The organism is Microbacterium sp., assembly GCF_044340635.1.
In the GTDB taxonomy this organism is placed as follows: Bacteria; Actinomycetota; Actinomycetes; order Actinomycetales; family Microbacteriaceae; genus Microbacterium.
Window position 1 is genome coordinate 1 of record NZ_JBIITF010000023.1, and the last position, 20,574, is coordinate 20,574.

At 66.7% G+C, this 20,574-nt stretch carries 24 protein-coding genes; 14 read left to right on the forward strand and 10 right to left on the reverse strand.

Features of this window, described 5'->3' with window-relative positions:
• Positions 1 to 343: 343 nt before the first annotated feature.
• From ACIQ0W_RS15075 to ACIQ0W_RS15120, 10 genes are all read right to left on the reverse strand, one after another.
• Positions 344 to 883, reverse strand: a complete 540-nt coding sequence (locus ACIQ0W_RS15075; protein WP_292726560.1) for a hypothetical protein — start codon at positions 881 to 883, stop codon at positions 344 to 346.
• 143 nt (positions 884 to 1,026) lie between these two features.
• Positions 1,027 to 1,332 (reverse strand): hypothetical protein, encoded by a 306-nt coding sequence (locus tag ACIQ0W_RS15080; RefSeq protein ID WP_292726562.1) that lies wholly within the window; start codon positions 1,330 to 1,332, stop codon positions 1,027 to 1,029.
• Between the two features lie 21 nt (positions 1,333 to 1,353).
• Positions 1,354 to 2,598, reverse strand: a complete 1,245-nt coding sequence (locus ACIQ0W_RS15085) for a M23 family metallopeptidase (protein WP_292726564.1) — start codon at positions 2,596 to 2,598, stop codon at positions 1,354 to 1,356.
• An 8-nt stretch (positions 2,599 to 2,606) separates the two neighbouring features.
• Complete coding sequence (locus ACIQ0W_RS15090) at positions 2,607 to 4,670, reverse strand: hypothetical protein (protein WP_396643497.1); 2,064 nt, start codon at positions 4,668 to 4,670, stop codon at positions 2,607 to 2,609.
• A complete protein-coding gene (locus ACIQ0W_RS15095; RefSeq protein ID WP_396643499.1) occupies positions 4,667 to 7,174 on the reverse strand; it encodes an ATP-binding protein in 2,508 nt (835 codons plus the stop codon). Before ACIQ0W_RS15095 ends, ACIQ0W_RS15090 begins: the two co-directional genes overlap by 4 nt.
• 12 nt (positions 7,175 to 7,186) lie before the next feature.
• A complete protein-coding gene (locus tag ACIQ0W_RS15100; protein ID WP_396643501.1) occupies positions 7,187 to 7,330 on the reverse strand; it encodes a hypothetical protein in 144 nt (47 codons plus the stop codon).
• Positions 7,327 to 7,905, reverse strand: coding sequence for a hypothetical protein (locus ACIQ0W_RS15105; protein WP_396643502.1), 579 nt, complete (start codon positions 7,903 to 7,905; stop codon positions 7,327 to 7,329). Before ACIQ0W_RS15105 ends, ACIQ0W_RS15100 begins: the two co-directional genes overlap by 4 nt.
• A 9-nt stretch (positions 7,906 to 7,914) precedes the next feature.
• On the reverse strand, positions 7,915 to 8,175 hold the full coding sequence (locus ACIQ0W_RS15110) for a hypothetical protein (RefSeq protein WP_396643503.1): 261 nt from the start codon (positions 8,173 to 8,175) through the stop codon (positions 7,915 to 7,917).
• An 18-nt stretch (positions 8,176 to 8,193) separates the two neighbouring features.
• On the reverse strand, positions 8,194 to 9,192 hold the full coding sequence (locus ACIQ0W_RS15115; RefSeq protein WP_396643504.1) for a conjugal transfer protein: 999 nt from the start codon (positions 9,190 to 9,192) through the stop codon (positions 8,194 to 8,196).
• A gap of 3 nt (positions 9,193 to 9,195) precedes the next feature.
• Positions 9,196 to 9,429 (reverse strand): hypothetical protein, encoded by a 234-nt coding sequence (locus tag ACIQ0W_RS15120; RefSeq protein WP_396643505.1) that lies wholly within the window; start codon positions 9,427 to 9,429, stop codon positions 9,196 to 9,198.
• A 275-nt stretch (positions 9,430 to 9,704) separates the two neighbouring features.
• On the opposite strand from ACIQ0W_RS15120, the gene ACIQ0W_RS15125 reads away from it, so the two are divergent.
• The 14 genes from ACIQ0W_RS15125 to ACIQ0W_RS15190 all read left to right on the forward strand — a co-directional run bounded on the left by ACIQ0W_RS15125 (position 9,705) and on the right by ACIQ0W_RS15190 (position 20,564).
• The gene (locus ACIQ0W_RS15125) at positions 9,705 to 10,490 is read left to right on the forward strand and encodes a hypothetical protein (protein ID WP_396643506.1); all 786 of its coding nucleotides are present in this window, start codon (positions 9,705 to 9,707) and stop codon (positions 10,488 to 10,490) included.
• Between the two features lie 489 nt (positions 10,491 to 10,979).
• A complete protein-coding gene (locus tag ACIQ0W_RS15130) occupies positions 10,980 to 11,930 on the forward strand; it encodes a ParA family protein (protein ID WP_396643507.1) in 951 nt (316 codons plus the stop codon).
• Complete coding sequence (locus tag ACIQ0W_RS15135) at positions 11,930 to 12,592, forward strand: hypothetical protein (RefSeq protein ID WP_396643508.1); 663 nt, start codon at positions 11,930 to 11,932, stop codon at positions 12,590 to 12,592. Before ACIQ0W_RS15130 ends, ACIQ0W_RS15135 begins: the two co-directional genes overlap by 1 nt.
• 15 nt (positions 12,593 to 12,607) lie before the next feature.
• Positions 12,608 to 13,288, forward strand: coding sequence for an SAF domain-containing protein (locus tag ACIQ0W_RS15140; RefSeq protein WP_396643509.1), 681 nt, complete (start codon positions 12,608 to 12,610; stop codon positions 13,286 to 13,288).
• Between the two features lies 1 nt (position 13,289).
• Positions 13,290 to 14,090 (forward strand): hypothetical protein, encoded by an 801-nt coding sequence (locus ACIQ0W_RS15145; RefSeq protein ID WP_396643510.1) that lies wholly within the window; start codon positions 13,290 to 13,292, stop codon positions 14,088 to 14,090.
• On the forward strand, positions 14,087 to 15,676 hold the full coding sequence (locus ACIQ0W_RS15150; RefSeq protein ID WP_396643511.1) for a CpaF family protein: 1,590 nt from the start codon (positions 14,087 to 14,089) through the stop codon (positions 15,674 to 15,676). The genes ACIQ0W_RS15145 and ACIQ0W_RS15150 overlap by 4 nt, the downstream gene beginning before the upstream one ends.
• Complete coding sequence (locus ACIQ0W_RS15155) at positions 15,673 to 16,542, forward strand: type II secretion system F family protein (protein ID WP_396643512.1); 870 nt, start codon at positions 15,673 to 15,675, stop codon at positions 16,540 to 16,542. Before ACIQ0W_RS15150 ends, ACIQ0W_RS15155 begins: the two co-directional genes overlap by 4 nt.
• Before the next feature lie 2 nt (positions 16,543 to 16,544).
• The gene (locus ACIQ0W_RS15160; RefSeq protein ID WP_058632837.1) at positions 16,545 to 17,429 is read left to right on the forward strand and encodes a type II secretion system F family protein; all 885 of its coding nucleotides are present in this window, start codon (positions 16,545 to 16,547) and stop codon (positions 17,427 to 17,429) included.
• A 61-nt stretch (positions 17,430 to 17,490) separates the two neighbouring features.
• The gene (locus tag ACIQ0W_RS15165; protein ID WP_153002369.1) at positions 17,491 to 17,685 is read left to right on the forward strand and encodes a hypothetical protein; all 195 of its coding nucleotides are present in this window, start codon (positions 17,491 to 17,493) and stop codon (positions 17,683 to 17,685) included.
• 90 nt (positions 17,686 to 17,775) lie between these two features.
• Entirely contained in the window at positions 17,776 to 18,117 is a 342-nt protein-coding gene (locus ACIQ0W_RS15170; protein ID WP_396643513.1) for a TadE/TadG family type IV pilus assembly protein, read from the forward strand.
• A complete protein-coding gene (locus tag ACIQ0W_RS15175) occupies positions 18,117 to 18,551 on the forward strand; it encodes a TadE/TadG family type IV pilus assembly protein (protein ID WP_396643515.1) in 435 nt (144 codons plus the stop codon). The genes ACIQ0W_RS15170 and ACIQ0W_RS15175 overlap by 1 nt, the downstream gene beginning before the upstream one ends.
• The gene (locus tag ACIQ0W_RS15180) at positions 18,548 to 18,964 is read left to right on the forward strand and encodes a pilus assembly protein TadG-related protein (protein ID WP_396643517.1); all 417 of its coding nucleotides are present in this window, start codon (positions 18,548 to 18,550) and stop codon (positions 18,962 to 18,964) included. Before ACIQ0W_RS15175 ends, ACIQ0W_RS15180 begins: the two co-directional genes overlap by 4 nt.
• An 11-nt stretch (positions 18,965 to 18,975) precedes the next feature.
• Positions 18,976 to 19,602 carry a hypothetical protein gene (locus ACIQ0W_RS15185; protein WP_396643518.1) on the forward strand — a complete coding sequence of 209 codons (627 nt, stop codon included), beginning with the start codon at positions 18,976 to 18,978 and terminating at the stop codon, positions 19,600 to 19,602.
• Between the two features lie 644 nt (positions 19,603 to 20,246).
• On the forward strand, positions 20,247 to 20,564 hold the full coding sequence (locus ACIQ0W_RS15190; RefSeq protein ID WP_156366715.1) for a hypothetical protein: 318 nt from the start codon (positions 20,247 to 20,249) through the stop codon (positions 20,562 to 20,564).
• Positions 20,565 to 20,574 lie beyond the last annotated feature (10 nt).

The following is a 20,574-nucleotide window of genomic DNA, read 5'->3' on the forward strand; positions in this document are numbered from 1 at the left end:
AAGAAGCCTGCCACGACGATGACGCCCGCAGCGCGGAACCAGAGGGCGGGGGCGACGCGCGAAACTGATCCTGCTCATGGCCCGATCAGACCGATGGCCACTCAGACGTGAAAGGGGAGACATCGCGTAGGGCTGCGAGGGGGAGAGCAGCAGGCGTCGGATCCGCGACAACTCGTGCGAGACAGACCGCTCTGCCGGGGATGCTCCGCGAGCGAGAGAACCCCCGGTCAGCCCATCCGCGATGTGACAAGTCGAGTGAGATCCGACACATGCAGGGTTGCTGCTTCACCCGCTGCACACCCAGACCGCGCCGCCCACCTGACGGATTCGCCACCAGCTGGAGCTAGTCGTTCCGGGCCGCGTGAGACCGCTCGGCCCACAGGCTGGCCATCATCTCCGCCTGCCGCCTGGCGGCCTCCGGGTCCACCCCTCGAGCGCCGATCGGCGCTTCGGGGAACGGGGCACCCGCGTTGTACTTCTCCTCGAGTCGCGTTGCCTCCTCGGTGAGCAGGGCGGCGACCATCGACGACATCGACGGATAGCCGGCGTCGCGATCGCGCGTTGCCCACCAGGCCGCTTTCGCTCGGGCGTGCACGGCATCGGGGAGGAAGTAGCTGTGGTTGCGCTGCTCGCCGTCGCCGAGCGCGCGGCCGCGAGCTCCTTCGGGAGCGGCGGGGAAGGGCTCACCGTCGTTGTATCGGTCTTCGAGACGGCCGGCGCCGGCGACGAGCAGCTGCGCCACGAGCGAGGCGAGGGTCGGAGCGGCGTCAGCAGTATCCCGGGTTCCCCACCAGGCGGCCTTGATGCGCGCGTGAAGGCCCACGGGGAGGAAGTAGCCGCGGAGCCTGTTGCCAGTGGCGGGGGAAGGTGTAGTGGAGGGCACTGAGGGACGCCTCGTCGTCCAGGGCGCGGAGTCTTGGTCGATCAAGACCCCGGAGCGCTTTTCGTCTTTTTCGGTCGGGTATCGCCGAGTCTACCGGGCGGTGTTTTTCGAGGTGGGAAGCCGATATGCCCGGCGGCGCCGTGTCATCGTGTCGCGGCGCTCTTCGCGGACCGGACGGCAGCGCGGCGGACCGCGAAGACGATCAGGGCGAGCAGCAGCAGGACGCCACCGGCGGCGATCGCCAGACGGCCGAGGTCGAGGCCTGCCGCGTCGGACAGGGGAAGGATGACGTTCTCTGTGGTGAGGACGTGCACGTCGACGAGGAAGGACGCCGCCTGTGGGATGAGGCGTGCGGCGAGGGTAGGCCCGAGCAGCATCAGCGCGAACGTTCCGATCAAGACCAATGTCAGAGTGTCGTCGGACAGTTCCGAGTTGCGGTTCTCGTTCATGGTGTCTCCTTCGTGTGTGGGTCAGGGGCGCCGGCAGCTGTCCGGTGGGCAGATCTCGATGCCGTAGAGGCGGAGGAACTCTTCTGGGTTCACGTAGCCGGCGTACATCGCGGGAGCGCCGAGGTCGGTTGCCTCCTGCAGGGCCGCGACCGCTTTGTTGGTGGTGTCGTTCTTGTTGATGCGGAGATCCAGGTGGCAGCCGCCGGAGGGCGGGACGTTGCCGGTGACGCCGATCTGCTGGCCGGCCTGGACCTGGTCTCCGACGTTGACGAGGCGCTGGCTCTTGTACATGTGCAGGTAGCTGATGATGAAGCCGTCCGGGTGGCGGATGGACAGCCACAGGTCGCTGCTGAGGGTGACGGTGCCGGGGAGGACCGCGTAGACCGGGTCGCCGCAGTTGTTGGGCCAGTGCTGCAGGTCGATCGCGACATGCCAGGTGGAGGCGCCTTCGACGTCGATGTCGCGAGGCCCATACCCAGAGGTCATGTTGAAGCCGGGCGAGAGGGGGAAGGCTGCCTGCCCCACGACCTCTCCGCCGGTGCAGCTGATCGACCCGCCGACCGAGGAGATGATCTGCTGGGCCGCGGTCTCCCACTTGTCGTAGGCGTCGGGGTAGGCGGACACCTGGACCGTCTGCGCTGCCTCGCCGAGGCTCATGCTCTCCCAGCCGGGGATGTCGAGCAGGCCGCGAGGGCTGCCGTGATTGGGCCCCTCGGGGCCACCGAAGAACGCCTTCGCCGCGTACGTCGGGTCCATCAGGTCTTTCACCGTCCCCCACCCGGAGACCCGCTGCTGGAAGAAGTTGACCGAGTCGTGATCGCTGCCGACCGCGTCGTGGGGGTAGTCGAGAGAGGCCGGCACGGTGCTGTTGGCGTACATCTTCAACCCGGATTCCTGCAGCGCGGTCATGATCGCGATCTGCTGGCCCTGGGCGGAGACGCCGAGGCTCCGGGCGACGGCGAGGATCGTCGTGGCGTGGCCGAGCTCCGTGGCCCCCAGAGTGCGGGTGGAGCCGCCTGTGGTGGTGACGGTGAGCTCGGTGGAGCTGAGAGTGCCGCTTGCGGTGCAGCTGCTCGAGGAGCCGCCGAGGCTGCTGCCGAGCAGGATCATCAGGAACATCGTGTAGCCGGCGACGATCACGACCGGCACCAGGATCAGGGCGACGACCCAGATGATGATCTTCTTGCGCGAGCCGTTCTCGTCATCATCACCGCCGCCGGGCGCACTGAGGACGTCTGGCCGCTCGAGCGTGGACGAGAGCGACATCTACCGGATCACCCCTGCGCGATCGCCAGCCGGCTGCGCAGCTCGGCGCTCCGCGGCGACGGGAGCGCGCGGGGCTGCGGCGGCAGCGAGCTGATGTCCACGACGCCGCCCGTGGGGGTGCGCTGGATGCGGCCCATCCCGTTCCCGTCGACGACGATGCGCCTCGAGCTGTCAGGGGTGCGAGCCGGGGTCTGGTCGACGACCATCGGGACGACCTTCACTGCGGCCGGGGCCGGGCGGGATGCCCCGCTCGTCGACGAGGGAGTCGCGGCCGACGCGCCCGCCTGGATCGCCTTGCTGGCGCCCTTGCTCGCGACGCGGCCACCGACCTCGAGTGCGGCCGCGCCGGCAGCACCGGCGAGCCCTCCCGCAGCCGCGCCCTTGCCGATGCGCACACCGGTGAAGACCAGGTCCGCGGTCTTCGACGCGGCCGCGGCGCCTCCGGCTGCTCGCCCACCGCCAGAGCCGCCCTGCGGCGCCGGCAGCGCGGCGCGGCCCGTGGAGTCACCCGAGGGCGGAACGGGCCGTGGCGGGGCTGCAGCGGCCCGCGTCGCCGTCATCGAGCCGATGTCCTGAGCTACGGCGCCCCCCGCACCGGGCCCGAAGTGAATGGAACGCGCGTCGATGCTGTTATCGGGGCGGCGCAGCGCCGCGGCCGCGACCGTCGATACGGCGCTCATCGCGGCGATCGCCTTGACGCCATCGCGCTGCGCGGTGCCGCCTGACCGCATGCCGAACTTGGAGAGGTACTCGGCCATCGAGTGGCCGGCCTTCTTCGCCATCCTCTTGGCGCGGATCATCAAGACGATCAGCACGCACATCACCAGAGTCGCGAAGGTCATCTGCGCGACCAGCGGGATGCCGAGGGAGCTGAGCCCGGTGACCATCGCCACGGTGAGCTTGAGGACCGCTGCCATGATGACGGCCATGAACACGATCGACACCAGCCCCATGAAGGTGTCGGCGAGCGAGCGCCAGAGGGGATACCTGTTGATCGGGAGGATCCCGAGGTACACGTTCCACATGGTCTTGATCGCGGCGATCAGGAAACCGAGGACGGTCACGAGGAACAGGACACCGAAGGCCATGGGCAGCGCGAACAGAACGAGCGCGCCGGGGGTCATGGTCGCGGCCGTGAGCACCTGGCCGAAGTTCGGGTTCTCGTTGTAGGTCTTCGCGGCCGCGTCGCAGTTGTTGACCGCGTCACGGACCTCGTTGCCGCCGGTGACAATCGGGGCAGAGGTGGTCATGGTGTCGGTGAATGCGGTGGCGCACTGCCCCTCGAGCGCATGCCCGAAGGCGATGGTCTGTGCGGGGATGCGGACGAAGATGTCGACGAGCTGCGAGGAGACAGCCGCCGACAGTAGATGCTCGGAGTCGAGATTGGTGCTGTTGATGTCGTCGCTGACGACGGCCGCGGCGATCTGGCCGCCGAAGTCCTGCGCCGTGTCCAGAGCCCCGCCGGCGGCGGTGAGGCTGGCGACGGGGTTAGCGAGCATCCCTGTGGCAAGGACCGCACAGGTAGCGGAGATGAAGATCTCCGCCCAGCCGGTGGAGTGCCGGCCGACCATGATCGCAATACCTGCCACGCCCCCGGCGATCATGAGCGCGAACGGGATCCAGTTGATCTTGCCGAGGAAGCCTTCGACAACGTCGGCGAGGGCGTTGAACGGGGTGGCAATGACGCTGACCCACTCGAAGCTCAGCAGCCAGTTGCAGAACCAGATCATCCAGGACACCAGTCCCAGGTGACCGGTCCAGATCGGGTCGAGCCAGGCGGCGATGAACGCCTTGTTCCAGTTGAAGATGTCGCCGCGATCCAGCGGGAGGACTGTGTAGTACGACAGTGGCACCCCGGAGCTGTCCGTGATGTTGCCACCGAGCATGAATGGGGCCGCTCCCCCACCATCGGCGGCAAAGGCCCAGTACGTGTTGCCGAACATCACCAAGAACACGTCGATGAGGATCACGGCGATGACTTTGCTCCACCGGGGGTGCTCGTGGACCCAGAATCGAACGCGCCAGAACATGCCTGCGAGGGCGGAGAAGGTGTGGCTGTAGAAGGCGATCACGGCGTCACCAGCGAGGGGGTCGACAGGACCGCCTCTCGACGGTCGGGACGCTCGGGCAGAGTCCGGCGGAACTTGCCGATGCGGCCGCGCTGATCGCGGATCAGGCCCTCGCCGCGGCGGTCGGGGGCGACTCGGCCGTCAGAGCCCAGCGGCGAGAGCTCTTCGGTGACAACCTTGACCATGCGCGCGTCAGCCGGCTCGCCAGTCAGCCACTCGATCGCTCGACGAGCAAGCTCCTTGTCGGTCTGCCGCATCACGTAGCGGGTCTTGATGAGGCCTCGGGTCTTGGTGTCTCCGAAGTCAGCGGGGTCGTGGGATCCCAAGCCGAAGAACGCCCTGTTGCGGCGTCCCTCTCGGAGACCGATGAGAAGCTCGCGCGCACCCTCGGGAGAAGCGGTGATGTGGTGGGTCTCGTCGAAGTAGGCTCCCGCGAGCTCCTGTGTGTTCATGAAGCAAACGGCGCGCGTGATGCCCATCAACATCGCGTACATGGAACGGCCGACGATTTTCTCCAAGGGCATTTCGTCGAAGAGATGCTGGTGCTCGAGCTCGACCGCGTCAGGCAGGACCAACCCGTGGGTTAGGAAGACGAAGGCGCGAGACGAGAGGTCGACGGCGCGCAGCCCGTCGTTGAAGAGGACTTCGCCGAGATCCTTCGCCGAAACAAGGTTGATCAGGCCCGCCAGCTCATCCGTCTCCGGGGAGTTGAATGTAGCGACATGCTTCTCAAGAGCTCGAAGGCTGGTGAGTGCGTGAGTCGCCGCGTACTCCGGCTCAAGGAGACGACCCAGCATCACTCCCCGGCTGTCGCGCGCGCGGATCCCGAGCATCGTGGCGAAGAGACTCTGGACCATTCGGGCACCAATGCGCGGTCCGAACACCCGGAGTGGGTCAAGCGAATACTCGGGCTCGATCAGGTCGACGACCGTCGTTGAATCGGGACGCAGGCTCTTGGCGAATGCTGCGTACTCTCTGGTCTCGGTGCGGTCGATCGCCACAACGCGCCCGTTGCGGTCGACGGTGTCGCCCATGTCGCACTTGAGCAGCACGCTCTTGCCGGCGCCGAGCTCCGCGACGACACCGAAGCTGGCGCTGGTGTCGGCCTGAATGCTGCCGTCCGCATCGCGGAGGATCGGCGTGTGGCGGGCGGTGGAGATGTTCTCCCCGAAGCGGGCGCCGCGCTCGTCGCCGAGCTCGTTGCTGACGAGGGGCACTCCGGTGGCGAACTCGCGGCCGGTGGTGATCTGTGCGAGTTCTCTGCAAATGCGGCTCGTGGCTGTGCCGGGGATCATCGACCACCAGAGGTCCTCCTGCCCGCCCAGGGGCGCCTCGAGGAGGAAGTCGGTGCTCTTGTACTGTTCGGCGACGAATCGGGCCTTCGCCTGCGCGAGCTCGGCGGTGTCGGCGCCGACCGCGAACATGACCGTACCCTGGACCTCGACCTCCTTGTCGGAGCGGTTGAGGGAGGCGTGGTAGGCGGCGAGAGTTTCGGCGATCTCTCCCAGGTCGGAGCCGCCGCCCGTGATCGTCGCGGTCCCCTCCTGGTGCTTGTACTGCTCCTCGAGTGCGGATTCGGCCTTCTTGTTGCGCCGCTTGACCTCTTCGGCGCCGGTGACGGTGAACCGCACCGCCCAGTCGACGTCGACGGGGAACTGGTCGACGTGGGAGAGCCATTCGACTCCGGGAGAGAGCCAGCCGGCCTTGGGCGTTGCGACGAGCGCTTGGATCACCTGGTACGACGAGGCGTCCGCGTAGGGGCTGTGGATCTTGACGTAGCGGCGCTTGAACGGGATGAACTGCTGCCCTTTCGGAATGTCGCTCTGCCCTCCCTCGTCAATCCACGGGTTGGGCATCGAAGACGGCATCTGAAAGTGGGCGAGGTCATCGGGGCTGCTGCCCTTGGCAGGCGGGACGGGCGCGGCCATGTCGGCGGCGAGACCCCGCTGCTCGGAGTGCAGTGCAATCCAGATCTGCTCCGCAGCCGTCGCGCGGGTGGGCTGGAATGCGGAGGGGATACGGACCTCGATCTCCTTCGCCATGCGGGCTGCGGCTTCGATCTCGCCGTCGCTGGGCAGCTGGCGGGGCAGCGCGAGCGTGTCCCGGAGCTTCGTGTCCGCCGCGCGCAGCGCTGACATGGCGCGGGCCTTCAATGCGCCGGCGGCGAGGGGGACTGCGAGCCAGAAGGCGCGGGTGCCGAGGCGGATCTGCTCGAGCGCGTCCAGTGTCAGCTCGATCTCGTCTGCCAGGTCAGGGCAGTCGCTGATGCGGACGCCGTCAAGCATGCGCTCGACGACCGCGACAGGGTCGAGATCTGCGCACAGGCCGAGGAGGAGGCCTTCGCCGCGGTGGGCCTGCAAGAGCGCCTGGTGGTGCGCCTTGACGAGCTTCTGATTCGTGTCGCTGCTGTAGGCGTAGGGCAGCGGCTGCAGGCGCCACGTCGCCCAGACCACACCCGAGCGGGTCCACATCAGGTTGCTCGTCATCGCGGTTGCGGGGATCTGCATCGTCGTCTCGTCTCAGTCGGTCAGGAAGGTATGGGAGGTCACGGCGGAGGTCGTCTCCGGCGCCGTGTCGCAGCTGCTCGCGCCCAGGAGGGGACGATCATGCTCGGGGGTGGCGCCGAGGCCCGGCCATGCGGTGACGCTGTACTGGCGGGTCATGAGTTGCCTCCTCGTGCTTGCTGCAGCAGTCGCTCGACGCCGCTGACCGCGTGGGCGGGAGTGCGGGTCGGCAGCGGCGTCGAGCGCTGCTGCACGGCCAGCTCCGCCACGATGGGCGTCTCCGGCTCGGGGGTGGGGATCGCGTCCCCGTCACGGGGCAGGGGGTCGGCGATCGCTTCGGCGATCGACGTCTTCCCGCCTGCGTAGTGCGGAGGGCGGATCTTCATGGTGGTGCCGAGGTACCTGCCGGTTGCGGGCTTGGTCATGGCGGACAAGCCACCAGCGATCACGCTCAGCAGGTTTCGGCGGGTCGCCGGGATCCGTCCAGCCCCCCACGCCGCTGCCCACGACACGGCGAGGGCGAGAGGGAAGTCGACGAGCGGAGAGCCAGTCCCCCACATTCGCTGCGTGAGCAGCGCGCCGACGAGGACGATCGCCAGAACGACGCCCTGAGTCAGCGTGTAGGGGCCCCCGGGGATCTTCGTGCCGTCGTGGAGACGACCGATGAACTTCGGGAACCTGCGGCTGCGCGTGTAGAACCGCGCAACCTCTCTCTCTTCGTCGCGCTCGGCCATGACGGTCCTTTACGCGGCCAGCTGGTAGACGGCAGCGCCGAGCGCGTCGATGGTTTCCCCTCGGATGAGAGTCATCACCCACTCGCCGCCGCCCCAGAGGAAGAACAGCGCGAGGCCGTATGCCAGGCCGGCGATGATCGATGAGGCCACCGCGAGCTTCACCTTCGCGATGACCCAGAAGAGGATCACGCTGAGGATGAGCGTGACCACGCCGCGGAACGCGACTGTCGCATCCGCGGTGAATGAGTTGATCCAGTCGAGAGCGCCCATGATGGGTCTTTCCTTTCGTTAGTTGCCAGTGCCGGACGGCGACGGCGCGGGTGTTGCCGACTTCTTCTCAGAGGTCGCTTGCGGTGCAAGATCGATCACACTGACCTCCCACCGGCCAGCCCGGGCAGTGAGAGTCAGAGAGTAGGTGGAGGTGAGCTGCTGCTCGAGTGGGCTCAGCAGCGAGGCGGTGACGAGCACCTTGAGGGTGTCTCCGTCTGCCGGTACCTTGCTCGGCATGACATCGGCCCGCAGCTCGTCGACGCTCACCATGGCGTAGGGCGCCGGGGTGACGGCCATGAAGTTCGTCCCCGGTGAGGTGAACCGTGACAGATCACCAGACCCCGCCAGATAGGCGCCAAGGAACGCCGAGACGGTCTCCCCCGCCGGATCGCTCGAGCTGACGGTCTGGCTGTAGACGAGCGATGCCGTCTTCCCTTCGGCCGGGGCGGAGACTTGTGCAGGGAGACCAACCACCCGTAAGGCGTCCTCCCCCGTAGAGACGGCCACCTGGAAGTAGCGGCGCGGCCAGGTCGTTGAGCTCGTGTCGCTCGAGTCGCTGACCGTGAGCTCCTTCACGTTGGCGGCTACGACGACGTTGACGAACTGCGACTGCTGTACGGGTGTGATCGATACGACGGCGAGGTTGCGGTACTCCCACGGCTGCGCCGACAGCTGCCGAAGCGAAGACAGGTCGACATAGTCGCCGAGATCTCCGGGAGCATCCTTACTGGCTCCGAGCCAGGACCCTACATAGCCGAGCGCGTATCCGCCGGCAGCCTGCTGCTGCGCCGTCAGCCCAGCCGCCTGCGTCTGTACTGGGGCCGCCGCGATCGCAGTAGGTCGAGCGGCGGCCGCGAATAGAGCGATTGGGCCACAGGCGATCGCTGCGAACAACAACGCGGACAGCACCCGACCGCTCATTTGCCGGCCATGCGTCCAGCTGCTGCCCTTGGCCTCCGGCGTCTTCTGCTCTTTGGCAGGCTTCGACGGCTTCTCGCGCTTGCTGATCAGTCCCATCGGTCACACCCCCTCGGCGGCGATCTGCAGCCGCGCAACGCGACTGGCGGCCTGCCCCGCCTGCGCCAGTCGGGAGGGCTCAAGGGTGCGGCGCATCCGCTCCTGCGCGCTCGGGTCGAGCGCGCTCTCGTACAGCCCGGCCGCCGCGTGCTGAATGTCGTCAATGGCCCGCAGGGCGTGAGCTGCGTCGCTCACGAACCCCTCGGGAAACTCGTCTGCCGCTGATGCCTGAGCCACCGAACCGACCCTTTCTGTCGCCGTCTAGCACCGGCGGACTCCGGCGCTCACAGGACATTGGTCTTGATTGACCGCCGGATCGGACAGGTCTCCCCCAACTTTTTTTCGTCTTTTTCCGGCTTCGTCTTTTTCCCTCCCGATCTGGTGTTTACGCGCGCGATCTGCACGCAGCCGCGATGTACCGCGGGAGGACGGACTGAAACGACCAAGAGTCTGAGCAAGACCCGCTGAGGAACGTCGCTCGTGTTCACCCCCGACACGAGAGGCCGAAACTCATGTCCACAACCTCGCTCACCTCACGAGCACCTGGACTCCTCACCGCGCTGCGCGACGAATGGGACCGCAGCTACACGCAGCTCCCCCACCACATCCCCGGCATCGGCGACGTCGTCTGCGGCGAGCTCACCGCTCAGATCCGAGCTGCTGGCGAAGACGAGCGCGACCGTCTGCTCCACGCACTGCTCGTCGCCGCGCACGACGGCGACCATGTTGCCGAGCGGATCCTGCTGCACCACATGCTCCCCAAGGCCGTCCACTACGCACGCACCTGCCGGGCGCTGCGCTCCATCTCGTCAACCGGGCACGACTCCGTCGACGCGGTCGCCACGGCAATCGGAGCGATGTGGCAGTCAATCTCCACCTACAGGCTCACCAACGCCCACCACGTCCAGGGCAACCTCGGCCTGAACGCGCTGAACATCATCAACGGCTCACTCGACGCCGGCTCCCAAGACCTCCCCGTCGACGACGACTACCTGACCCAGGCCGTGCACGACAACGGCGGCAGCCACGGCATCGAGCCCGAATGGGGTGAAGACTCCCTGCACGACCTCGTCACCCTCCTGTCCTGGGCGATCGACACCGACACCCTCTCCCCCGACCAGGTCCGCCTCCTCGCCCGCCACGACCTCGCCGAACGGGACGAACGCGAGGCTATCCGCGACACCCTCGCCGATGAGCTCGGCATCGCCAGAGGAAGCCTCACCCGACGCGTCCACAGAATCCGACTCAAGCTCGTCGAGGCGGTCCAAGCCCACGTGCGTACCCACGGCGCCTGGTAACGGCTTGAGAACGCCGTAGAACGCCCGCTAGACGGGTCCCTAGCTCCTCAGCGCCCCCCGGGATCGGCCCCCGGGGGGCGCTGAGTCGTTTGGCGCCGCCGAGGGAACACGGGGGGCGGGATGCTCGCACCCCCCACTGCCCCGGCCGCCACACCCTCTTGCCCCCGTGCCAACTCTCGTTGCATCCTCGTTGCAACCGTTCTGGCACTGCTCGTTGCTCCTCTCTGCCATCTATCTGCATATGTTGTGCATATGCGGCTTGCACATAGCTATCAACGTGGTTGCTGTGCTGTAGTTGCTTGCATTTCAGTAGCGTGCAGTCTTGCTGTCTACGTTGCTAGTTATGTTGTATGTCGGTGTGCTTGCAACCTCCCTTGCACACTGCGTGCAATCTTGCTGTGCTATCGCTTGTAGTTGCTATCTCATATGCGTTAGAATCTCGGCCATGCAGCAGACACCTTCGCGTAGGTATGGCATCGGGCGGATGCCATGCTGAGCGCAGACAAGAGATCACGACTCCGGCGAGTGATCGCCGTGATGAACCGCAAGGGCGGCGTGGGGAAGACCTCCATCACCTCGAACCTTGCGGGTGTGCTGGCGCAGGCCGGCTACAAAGTGCTTGCGATCGATCTCGATCAGCAGGGGAACCTGGGCGACGACCTGGGGTACCGGCACACGGACTACAACGACCACGGTGCGGCGCTGTTCTTCGCGTTGAACAGCGGGACCCCACTGGCGCCGGCGAAGGGCATCCGCGAGAACCTCGACGTCGTGCCGGCGGGGGAGCAGACCGCTCTCCTCGCGGACACGCTGACAGGTCGGCAGCGTCGCAACGAGGATCCCAGCTTTGGCCTGGCGGACAAGCTCGCCGAGATCGCAGACCAGTACGACATCGTGTTGATCGACTGCCCGCCGGGGGATACCGCGATCCAGACCCAGGCGCTGGTCGCCGCCCGCTGGATCTTGATCCCCACACAGCCCGACTCGGGCAGCCTCAACGGTCTCGAGCAGCTGGCGCGTGAGGTGATCGCCACCCAGCCCAAGAACCCGACCATCATGCCCCTGGGTGCGGTGCTGTTCCCCATCGACAGCCGCGCCAAGCGGATGAAGGCCCGGAAGCACGAGGAGATCAGGGAGATCATGGGCGACCTCGCTCCCGTCTTCACCACGTCTATCCGGTTCTCCCAGACCTCCGGCGTCGACAGTCGCGATCGCGGCCAGCTCGCGATCGAGCTGGCTCGCGACGCTGAGGAGCAGGACCCGTTCGCCTGGGCGAAGGCTCTCAAGGCGCGGAAGGCGGGGGAGACCGTCGAGGAGACTCCCAGCCAGCGGATCAGCGACAGCGCAGGTTCGCTTGCCGAGGACTACGTCGAGCTCACGGGAGAGATCCTGCAGGCACTCGCTGCACATGAGAACTCACCGGCGGGGGAGGTGGCGTGATGTCGGATCTCGGTCAGCCCCGCAAGGCGCAGCACAAGGCATCCGCGTTCGCCGGTCTCCTCAAGCCTGTCGCCGAGCTCGCACCCGAAACAGTTCCCGACCCTGTCCCGGAACAGGCACCCGCTGAGCCCGTGTCGATCGTCGAGCCTTCCCCGAAGCCCGCGGACGCACCGGTCTCCCCGTCCACGAAGAGCAAGCGGCGGGTGAAGAACACCCCTGCCCCCAGCGCTCCCGAGGAAGCGTCGACGCCGACGCCGGCCGAGGAGACCACCTCATCAGACAGAGAGAGGGACCTGGTGAATCAGCCTGTGAACGTCACGCTGCGCGAGAGCTTGATGAACAAGCTCAACGCCTACAAGGAGGAGACGGGGCTCAGCCACCCGATCATCCTCTTCACGGCGATCGAGACGCACATCGACGAGCTGCCCGATCGCCTGCGTCGCAGCGTGGCCGGTGCGACGGCACCCGAGGGCGGACGATCCCTGTTCGACATGCCCAGGGTCGTCGCGCACAAGACGGACGGGGAGCGAACCGAGACCTTCATCATCCGCGTCAACAAGAAGAACAAGGCCATCCTCGACGGTCTGTGGAAAGAGCTCGGCGCACCCAGTCGCAACGCTCTGTTCGTAGCCGCCTACGAGGCGTTCCTGTCCACGAAGTAGCCAAGGAGTCCAGACATGGTGACCCAAACCGAGCCGAAGCGTCGGCAGAAGCCCGAGCCGGCGGAGAAGAAGCCGAAGGGGGAGCAGCTGACGCCGCCTCCCACGCGGTCACGCCGTCGCCCCGCAGTGATCGCTGCGGGAGTCGCGCTCGTGATCGTCGGAGCGCTGGGCAGCTGGTGGTACGCCTCCTCGGCCCGCGTCACCACCACCGTGTTCGTCACCTCGGGGGAGATCACACGAGGCGAGACGATCGAGAGTCAGGACCTCACCACGCTCGAGCTCGACGGGCGGCAGAACACCGACGCCTACACCGTCGAGCAGTCCACCGACGTCATCGGGAAGATCGCGACGGTCGACCTTCCCGCCGGCTCTCTGATCACCCCCCGCGTCCTGGGCAACACCCTGGCGATCGAGGACGGGCAGTCACTGGTCGGATTCACCCTCACGGGCGCGCAGATGCCCTCCTACCCGCTTGCCGCGGGCGACCAGGTCCGCATCGTCGACACCCCGGTCGCTCAGGGCGACCCGCCCGCCGACACCCCGCAGACGTTCCCCGCAACGGTGTTCTCGGTCGTCCGCGACACCGACAACCAGCAATGGGTCGTGAACGTCATCGTCCCCAGAGCGCAAGCCGCAGATCTCGCCGCCCGAGCAGCGACTGGGCGCGTGGCCCTGGTTCTCGACGGAGGGCAGTGACATGGCGGTGATCGCTCTGGCGAGCTTCTCCGGCGCCCCCGGAGTGACCACCACAGCGCTGGCGATGACCTTCGCCTGGCACCGCCCAGCGCTGCTGGTCGAAGTCGACACCGCGAAGACCTCGAGCATCCTCCCCGGATACCTCCGTGGACAGTTCGGCCGAGACCGCGGGCTGACCGCGCTCGCGATCGCGCAGCAGAACAACGCGCTGACCGCCGCGGAAGTGATGGAGCAGCGCATCGAGCTCGCACCCGACCGCAGCGTGATCCTCGGGCTGTCCAGCATCGTCGCCGCCCAGTCGACGACCGGGTTGTGGAGCGAGCTCGGCGCCACGCTCAGCACTCTCGACAGCGCCGGCATGGACGTGATCCTCGACGTCGGCCGGGTCTCCGTACGCGACCCACGATCGTCTCTCCTGCAGATCGCCGACAGCGTCCAGGTGCTCCTGCGGCCGACCCTTCCTGACATCTACACCACCGCAGCACAGCTGACCGAGCTGCGGGATCTCCTCGCCCAGGCAGGGCACCGGGAGTACCTCGAGCTGCTGCTCGTCGACACCCCGCTGGAGACATGGCCGCGGGCCGACATCGTCAAGCTGACGAACGTCGACGTCTCGGCCGAGATCGCCTACGACCCGCGCTCCGCCGCCGTCTACTACGCCGGCGCCGAGCCGAGCAGGAAGCTGACCCGCAACTCGTACACGCGCTCGATCACCACCGCGGCGGATCTGATCCGCGCCCGCATCCTCAAGCGTCAGGAACTGATCGGCGCGCGCCCCACTCGACAGGAGACTCTCGGATGACGAATCCTGAACAGCCCCCACCGCAGCAGCCATCGCTCACCGAGCTGCCGATGTTCCTCACGCAGCCCGACCCGGCAGCGATCCCGGGGACACCACCCCCCGCGCGCGGGGCCGCCGGGCATCTGCTCGCAGACGCGGGCGGACCCCAGTACTCCCGTCGAGGCGCCGCCCCGGCGCCGCAGCCCGCACCGTCACCGACTCCCGCGCCGGCGCCGGCGCCGCAGGCTCCCCGCTACGAGGACGACGACGAGCAGGTTGACTGGACCCTGCTGCAAAGCCTCCGCAAGGAGGTCGCCGAGCTGCTCGATCGATCGGTCGCGGTCAACCCCACGATGACAGAGCAGGATCAGCGGGCGATCGCGCAGAGCCACGCACTGGATGTGATCCGCGACCGGATGAACGCGGTGACCGCGGAGACCGGCGACCGCAACGCCTGGTCGGCGGCCATGCAGCAGCGGCTCGCTCGAGCAGTGATCGACGGACTGTACGGGCTGGGGCGGTTCCAGCCGCTCGTCGACGACCCCACGGTGAAGAACGTCGACATCTACGGCAACGACCGCGTCTACGTGAAGTACGCGGACGGGCGGAAGGTGCTGATGCCGCCGATCACCCCGACCGACCAGGACCTGATCGAAGAGATCCGCCTGATCGCGATGCGCCAAGGCGAGGACGCCCGACCGTTCTCCAGCGCCCACCCGATCCTGTCGATGGACCTTCCCGGCGGCATCGGCCGCCTCGAGGCCGTCCACCCGCCGATCTCGCCCCGCCCCAAGGTCGTCATGCGCATCCACCGCTTCGTGGACATCGGCCTCGACCAGCTGCTCGAGCTCGGTTCCATGACACCGCCGATGGCGGAGCTGCTGCGCGCGATCGTCCGCGCGGGACGCTCGATCGTGGTCGCCGGGAACCCCGGCGCCGGCAAGACCACCCTCGTGCGGGCGCTGTGCAACGAGATCGACCCGATGGAAGAGATCGTGACGATCGAGAAGGAACGCGAGCTGCACCTGGACCGGATGGGCGATCGCCACCACATCGTCACCCCGCTGCAGTACCGACCCGGGCTGGGGGAGCGGGCGGCGGACGGCAGCCAGCCCGGCGAGATCACGCTCGTGCAGCTGCTCGAATCCAGCCTGCGCCTCGACTCGCAGCGCATCGTCGTCGGCGAAGTCCGAGGCGGTGAGGTCGACGCGATGTTCCAGGCCATGCAGGCCGGTGTCGGATCGATCAGCACCGTGCACGCCATGTCCGCGACCGACACCATCGAACGTCTCGCCGACCTCGCCATCAAGGGCGTCGGCGGGGCATCCCCGGAGTACGCCTACCGGCAGATCGGCCGCCACATCGACTTCATCGTCCAGGTCGCGCAGGTCCGCATGCCCAACGGCAGCGTCCAGCACCTGGTCACCGAGATCGCCGAGATCACCCCCGGCGAAGAGGACCGCCCGATCGCCAACACGATCTTCGGTCTCAGCCGCTCCCGCCGGCAGGTGCTCCAGGCGATGCCGACACCCGAGATGCGGGAGATCCTCGCCGAGGCCGGGATAGACACCGACTTCTTCCGCGGCATCGAGGGGACGGCGGCATGAACGCGACAGCAATCGGCCTGACAGTCGGGATCGCGCTGCTCGGCCTGCTCGTCATCCTGATCGGGATCTTCCCCTCGCAGGACGACCCCGCCGGCCGGCCCCCGGGCCGTCTGCAGCGGACCTGGACCCGACGCCGCGACATCATCACTCCACGGGTTCTGATCGCCGCGGGGATCGGCCTGGTCGTCGGGATCGTGCTCTGGCTGATCTCGGGGTGGCCCATCACGATCCTGGTCGGGCCGGCTCTCGCGATCGTCCTGCCGCTGCTGGTGGGCAGCAAGTCCGACACCGAGGACATCGACAAGCTCCAGGCGCTGGAGATCTACACCCGCAACCTCGCCGGCATCATCGGCGGCGCCGGCACCGGCCTCGAGGTCGCGCTGCCCGCATCCGTGCGCACCGCGCCGCCTGCGATCCAGCCGGCGATCGAACGGCTCGCCGCGCGCCTCACCTCGAGGTGGACGATCGAGGACGCCCTCCACGGCCTGGCCACCGACCTCAACGACGCGACCGGGGACCTGATCGTCGCTCATCTGCAGCTGGCCGCGAAAGAGCGCGGACCCGGTCTCACCAAGGCACTGCAGGACCTGGCCGATGACGTCTTCGACGAAGTCAAGGCGCGCCGCCAGGTCGCGGCCGACCGCGCCAAGCCGCAGCAGACCATCCGGCTGATCACCATCATCGTCATCGGCATGTTCATCGGGCTGCCGCTGCTGGGCGGATCGTCCTTCTTCGCGTTCTACGGGACGCCCTTCGGGCAGATCGTGCTGCTGTTCTGGGTGGCCATCTACGTCACCGCGATCATCTTCCTCAAGCAGTGGATCCGCCCCCGACCGATGCCACGCATCCTCAACGGCAGGAGCTGACCGTGTGGTATATCACCCTCATCCCCGGAGCCCTCCTCGGCGCCGGCCTCGCGCTCATCATCGCGACCCTGCTTCCCCGCCAGTCCAAGCTGTCGGCGGTCATGGAACGGATGGGCACCACCAGCACCATCGCGGACCACTCCGGCACCGACCTGGAAACCCGCGTCGGCTCCTGGGTGCACTCCCGACTGCCGGATCTCCCCGGCTTCACGATCCCCACCAAGGACCTCGAGCTCGTGGGCACCCCGGTGAACAACTACCTGTACCAGAAGGCGCGCGACGCCCTCCTGCTGCTGATCGCACCGCCACTCGTGGGCATCATCCTCAACATGATCGGCCTCCCGTTCTTCGCCGGCGTCGCCGCGCTCTCCGGCATCCCCCTGGCTATCCTCGGGTGGACCGGAGCCGACCGCGACCTCAAGAAGAAGGCCACCGTCGCCCGTCAGGAGTTCGCTCGAGGCGTCGCCATCTACCTCGAGCTCGTCGCCACCGAGCGCCGGCGCAACGCACCCGTCACCCGAGCCCTCGAGAACGCGGCAACGATCGGAGACAGCTGGGTGTTCGTCCGCATCCGAGAAGAGCTCCGCCGGGCACGGTTCGCCGGCACACCCTCATGGGAGGCGCTCGACAATTTCGCTGACGCCGCCGGGGTTCCCGAGCTGGCCGAGGTCGCACGAATCTCCCGATCAGCGGACGAGAGCGGGTCTTCCATATATGAGACACTGAGGTCCACCGGGAAGGGCATGCGAGTGAAGCTTCTCAACGAGGAACAGACGCGGGCGAACAAGCTGAGCGACCAGTTCAGCTCCTTCGCCGGCTTCATCGTGGCGTTCCTTGCGGTCGGCATCATCTTCACACCGCTCCTGTTCAACCTCACTTCGACGTAATGTCCGATTCCAACTGAAAATCGCACCTATGCCCATCAACACCGAGAGAAAGGAAGGCACCATGACCGCACTCACGCGCATGGCCGTGATGCTCCGCATCTACACCGACGACCTCCGTGAGCGTCGCGAGCAGGGCGACCAGATGGTCGGCTGGGTCCTCGCGATCCTCGCCGTCATCGCCATCGCCGGCGTCGTTTGGGGGGTCGTCTCCGGCTGGTTCGCCGACCGGATGGCTGAGATCGTCGACCCGTTCTGAGCCGCGACTCTGATGATCCGCAGACTCCGTCATCGTCTCCTCCCGATCGCCGCACGACTGCGCGGCGATCGGGAGCGAGGTGATGCCAACGTGGAGTTCGCGATCATCTTCCCGCTGTTCGGGCTCATGATCTTCGCGATCATCATCGGCGGCATCTACTACGACGCCGGCAACGCAGCCCAAGCCGCAGCCAACATCGCCGTCAACGAGGCCCGCGTCTACGGGGCCACCGCCGGACAAGGTGAACAAGCCGCGGAAGACTTCATCGCCAGCAACGCGAAAAACCTCCATGACACGACCGTGACCGTGGACCGCTCAGCGACCGAGGTCACCGTCACCGTCACCGCCCGCACCAACTCAATCTTCGAGACCCTGTTCAACAGCGTCATCACCCGCACCGCGGTAGCCCCCGTCGAAAGGTGGGTGAACTGATGCGTCGCTTCTACTGGCACAGCGATCGGGGCTCTGCTTCGGCCGAGCTCGTCCTCCTCGCCGGCCTTGTGCTCATGTTCGCCCTTGCCTGTGTTGGCTTTGGCCGCCTTGCTCTGGCCAACATGACAGTCCAGTCGGCTGTCAGCGCAGCTGCGCGTGAGGCCTCTCTTGCGCGCACTGACAGCGAAGCGCAGACCAGCGCCCATGACACCGCCAACGCTGCTCTCAACTCCTCGGGCATTTACTGCCGCTCACTGACCGTCACGGTCGACACAAGTGGCATGAACGTGCCTCTTGGCCAGGTGGGTATGGTGTCGTCCACCATCACGTGCGACGTCGAACTATCCGATATTGCGCTGCCGGGGCTGCCCGGCAGCAAGCAGATGACCGCAACGGCGAGCTCGCCCGTAGATCCATACAGGGAGCGACGATGAGAACTCTCCTTACACGGCTCCGAAAGAACCCCGAGGAGGGTTCGCTCGCCGCATACTTCGTCCTTCTGGTCGTAGTACTGATGGGGGTGGTCGGGCTGGTGGTTGACAGCGCTGGTAAGTACACAGCCGCTGAGGAAGCTCAAGCCGTGGCCTCCGCCGCGACCCGAGCGGCGATCAACGCGATCAGCTCCGACACATTGCAGTCGGGCTCGCTTTCAGTGGATTCCTCGCGAGCCGAGACTGCCGCCGAGGCCTATATTGCCGCGTCCGGAATGACCGGGACCGCCGTCGTGAACGACGACGTTGTCACCGTGACTGTGACGACCACCTATGCCACCAAGTTCATCAGCCTCCTTGGCGTGAACACCCTTGCCGCGGGCGCTAAGGCGTCTGCTCAATTGATTACCAACTAGGAGAGCTGCTCATGATGACAACCTCACGTATGCGGGTGGCCGCTGTCGCTGTCGTTGCTGCAGCTGGCATCGCGCTCGTGGGCTGCACGCCAAACGCTGATCCCACATGGTCACCCTCTACGAGCGCGAGTTCAACGCCATCAGCAACACCGACGCCCACGCCCACTGTCGCCGCGCCATCCGACGAAAACGACGCCACAACTGCAGCCGAGAACACGACTCAGGCTTATGTCTCACTCGAGGTCTCTCTGCTGACGGACTGGCCCGGCGAAGCGGCCGCCCAGGACCTCATTGACCAAGTTGCATTCCAGCAGGCCGCATCGGATCTCGCGGACTCAGCCAAGGCCGCGGCGGATGCAAAGCAGACAGTCTCGGGCTCCAGCACCTTCGTCTCGAGAGAACGCTCTGCTGGACCGCTCACTCTGCAGGATGGAACGCAGATCCCGTTTGGCAGCGCCCTAATTACGGGCTGCCTGGACACGACCAATGTCATCACCAAAGACGCCGCCGGAACGGTGGTCCCGAAGCAAGGCGTGACGGTCGTCTGGGCAAGCTACACCGTGTTGTTCAACCCCACCGAGTCTCGGTGGTTGGTCTCCAATGTCGAGTACTCAGTGAGCGACCAATGCGGCGGATGAAGAAGATTGCGGTTTCGATCCTCGCTACCGTTTTCGGAGTGGGGATGCTCGTAGCGCTGCCCACTGCTGCATGGGCGGGCACCGTCTGTACGGGTGACCCTCGGACTGGCTACACCTGCACCGTTGACGATTCCGGCGGAGGATCCCCCGGAGGCGGAGGACCCATCGACGGAGTCAACTTCACTCCAGGTCCCACCGAGTGCATCCACAAGGGAACCGGCGACGAAGAGGACCAGGTCGTTCCGTGCTCGTCCAACGGGCGTGACTACTGGTCAAACGACCGGCAGTGCTACTGGTCTCTCGACGACCCTCAGAGCGCTCCTCCTCCCGGCAGAGTCGAGGGACAGGGAGCGTGGTACTCGTGCCTCGTTGGCGCGCTCTGCACCGACCCTCGCGGTTGCTATGGCTACGGCCAATGGCTTCTCGACCCGCCGCCCGGTGTTGTGGCGATCTCTCCCGCACAAGCAGCGAATGCCGTCGCTCAGCGTCTGGGGATCCAACCGTTTGAGATCGGAATGGCCCCTCAAGTGAACCCGGAGTGGGGTCATCGGAGATCCTATGTGGGGGTTCCCGTCTGGCTCTGGGTCAACAACCCTGGCCCGAGTACCTGGGGACCATTCGGAGTCTCGGAGACGGTCGGTCCCGTGAGTGTTACCGGCTCGGTGCAAGTCACGTCCGTCGTCTGGAACATGGGCGATGGAACCAGCAAAGCCTGCGTCGGGACGGGCACTCCGTACGCCACCTCGTACGGGGTCGCCGACTCGCCGACCTGCGGTCACCGCTACACACGCACAAGTTCGAGCCAACCAGGAGACCGGTACACGGTCACCGCCACCGCCCAGTGGAGCTTCACCTGGACGGCGGGCGGCCAGTCCGGAACCATTCCCCTGACGACGACAAGCACCTCACAGCTCGAGATCAATGAGCTGCAGTCCGTCAATGTCCCCAACCCCAACGGCTGAGCAGGAGGGA